Source organism: Rhizobium leucaenae USDA 9039, assembly GCF_000426285.1.
Lineage (GTDB): Bacteria > Pseudomonadota > Alphaproteobacteria > Rhizobiales > Rhizobiaceae > Rhizobium > Rhizobium leucaenae.
Map to the genome: position 1 here is coordinate 1 of NZ_AUFB01000081.1, position 2,791 is coordinate 2,791.

Below are 2,791 nucleotides of genomic sequence, written 5' to 3' on the forward strand. Positions count from 1 at the left end.
CAGTATCAAACTCAGACGAAACAAAGCAGGCAGAAACCCACAATACATGGCCGAAATCATCCGAGCATGACTGTTAACCCGGATTCAGCGCCGTGGCGTCGCTGGTGGCTCTATAAACATCAATGTCGAAATATGACATGGGCAAGAGACACTCGCTGGGTTCTGACACCATCGTACATTCAGGATGACAGTGAGCGCGACGAACAGCCCACTGCTTTCGGCGTTGACGGGATCGCAATAGCACTTTCTTTTAGAACTTCTGCTTTGCCCGCTTCGGCATAAAATAGGTTCGGATATTGACGAGTGCTTCGGCGACGGCAGCAGCATCCTGGTGGGTCGCTTTCCGTTTTGTCTCGCCGAGCTTGCGGATCGGCGCGATGATATCCCCAGTGACGGCATGACCTCGAAGGACAGGCTGCCAAAGCCTCGGCGCGTATCCTGTTCCGAGGAGAAAGCAGATGTCCCAATCGAATGGATCAAGGGTCTGATCATCGATCCTGGTGAACCTGGGCCGGTGGTCTTTCGGTCTCTCGGAAAGGCTTGCAGATATCCGATTATACTCCGCCACGATCGTCTGCACGGCCCGATGTTCGGTTGTTTCCATTGGCAGGTTCAGGGCATCCGGGCCGGTCAGTTCCGGGATCCATTGGCGTGGGTCGATGAACTTCGGGCCGATGATGAGGGCCGTAAGATAGCCATCGAGACTGCTCATTGACCAGATAGGCGATGGCGGACGACGTCTCCTGATAAAGGCTTCGAATGCGTCGTCATCGAGCTTCGGTCGCGGCGTCATCTCCTGGCTGTTCTGTGTCATGCCGCTTGTCGCTCCTGCTGTGTCATCGCTTCGCGCTCGGCGTTCCAGGCCCAAGGCAAAAGGCTCTCCATCTCGTTGGCTTTGACTTTGCCGGAGATGATGCGTTCCAGCACATCGGCAAGCCAGGCGTCGGGGTCCACGCCGTTAAGCTTTGCCGTGTTCACGAGCGATGCCAGGACCGCGAAGGTCTGGCCACCCCGCTCGTTGCCCACGAATAATGAGTTCTTTCTCGTCAGAGCCACGGATTTCATTGAACGCTCGACTACGTTGGAGTCCACCTCGATCCGGCCATCATCGAGGAAGGCTGTCAGGCCGCCCCAGTGGTTGAGCATGTAAGTGACTGCCTTGCCAAGTGCTGATTTCGACGACACCTCGTCGCTCAGTTCGGTGAGATGGACCTTCAGCTCCCTCATGATGGGAGCCGCCTCACGACGCCTGCCGCTAAGCCGGGTATCTTCATCTTCCCCTCGTAGTTTTGCTTCGATGCGATAGATTTCTGCAATCCTGGCAAGGATCGACAAGGCCTCCGAAGAGCCGGTCAGTTTGACGACATCAACGAACTTTCGCCGTGCATGGGCGAGGCAGAAGGCCAGCCGCATGGGGGCAACGTTGCTCTTGCCGCGTCGTTTGACCATGGTTTTATAGGCTTGGTATCCATCAACCTGAAGCACGCCGGCAAACGACGACAATTGCCCCTCGATCTCGCGCGCACTGCGGCTTTCGGCAAAGATATAAGCAACCGCCGGCGGCGCCGGACCATTCCAGGGGCGGTCGTCAACCGCTTGCGCCCATAACTGGCAGACCTTGGTTCGCTTGCGTCCTGGATCGAGGCGCGGAAGCGGCGTCTCGTCACAGAACACCCTCGGCTGCGAGCGGATGAAGGCGGTCAGCGCATCGTAGAGGAGCTCAAGCCACCAGGCGACACGCGTGACCCATGCCCCGAGCGTACCGCGATCAATGATGACGCCGCAGGAGGCCAGCATTTGCGCCTGTCTGTTGAGCGGGAGATGCCAGGCAAACTTCGAAACAGCGACATGCGCGGCAAACGCCGTGGTCACCATGCCACCGTCCATCACGCGTGCCGGTGCGGACGCCTGCACAACAACACTTTCGCAGGCCCGGCATGCATAGCGTGGCCGGATCGTCCGTTTCACCCGGACAACCGCAGGCACGATGTCGAGCGCCTCGCTGACATCAGTGCCGATGCAATGAAGTTCGAACGAACAGCAGGGGCAAGTCTTGCTCTCTGGTTCGATGACCTCGTCATACCGCGGAAGGTGCTTGGGCAAGCGGCCGATATTGCGCGCTGGCGATCGCCGTGCCTGCATTTTGTCTTCAATGACCGGCACGACATCGTCATTGGCAGCAACGGGAATGTCGCTTAGATCGCCAAGATCGAGCATTGCCTGCGTCGGATCGAGCACTGTCATCTTCTCCGATTTCGTCCCGAAGAGCTGGCGCTCAAGGAAGACCACGCGCGCCTTAAGGTCGGCATTCTCTTCGTTGAGCGAGAGAATGATCCGGGTCAATTGCGCAGTGTCCTGGGGCAAGGGATCGGGTCGAAGCGGCATGACGGACCCTACCACATGAGCCTGAATCTTCAAGCAAAACCAATAGGATCAACCAACTTTCAAGGGCCGCTTCACTGGGTTCTGCTTCACCCTTGTCCAGTCAATACCGGCAACCAAAAGTGAGAACTCTTCGCGCGTCATCTGCATGGCGCCATCGCGGATCGGTGGCCAAACGAACTTGCCTGCCTCCAACCACTTCGTCGCTAAAATCATGCCTGATCCGTCCCAGTAAATGCAACGAAGCCGATCAAGACGCTTGGCGCGGAACACGAACACGTCGCCGCAATAGGGTTATGTGGCGCGCCACATAACCCTTTTTATGCATCGGGTGAGATTTTGTGGCGGAGCCGTCATGGCGCCAGCCGGGGACTGCCAAATCTGGCATCTTCCGCCACATAATGTTTTA

At 57.5% G+C, this 2,791-nt stretch carries 2 protein-coding genes and 1 pseudogene; all 3 read right to left on the minus strand.

The features are described 5' to 3' along the window. Positions 1-250: 250 nt before the first annotated feature. A complete protein-coding gene (locus K290_RS0133180) occupies positions 251-814 on the minus strand; it encodes a UPF0149 family protein (protein WP_004128954.1) in 564 nt (187 codons plus the stop codon). Further along, positions 811-2,385, minus strand: coding sequence for an IS66 family transposase (gene tnpC / locus K290_RS0133185; RefSeq protein WP_004128951.1), 1,575 nt, complete (start codon positions 2,383-2,385; stop codon positions 811-813). The genes K290_RS0133180 and tnpC overlap by 4 nt, the downstream gene beginning before the upstream one ends. Positions 2,386-2,433: 48 nt before the next feature. Further along, a pseudogene (gene tnpB, locus K290_RS35750) lies at positions 2,434-2,676 on the minus strand (IS66 family insertion sequence element accessory protein TnpB); the annotation flags it as partial. Between the last annotated feature and the right edge of the window lie 115 nt (positions 2,677-2,791).

Excerpts from the sequence above, each read along its gene's own strand:
- K290_RS0133180 (WP_004128954.1), bottom strand. The coding sequence starts at position 814 with ATGACACAGAACAGCCAGGAGATGACGCCGCGACCGAAGCTCGATGAC.
- tnpC (WP_004128951.1), bottom strand. The coding sequence starts at position 2,385 with ATGCCGCTTCGACCCGATCCCTTGCCCCAGGACACTGCGCAATTGACC.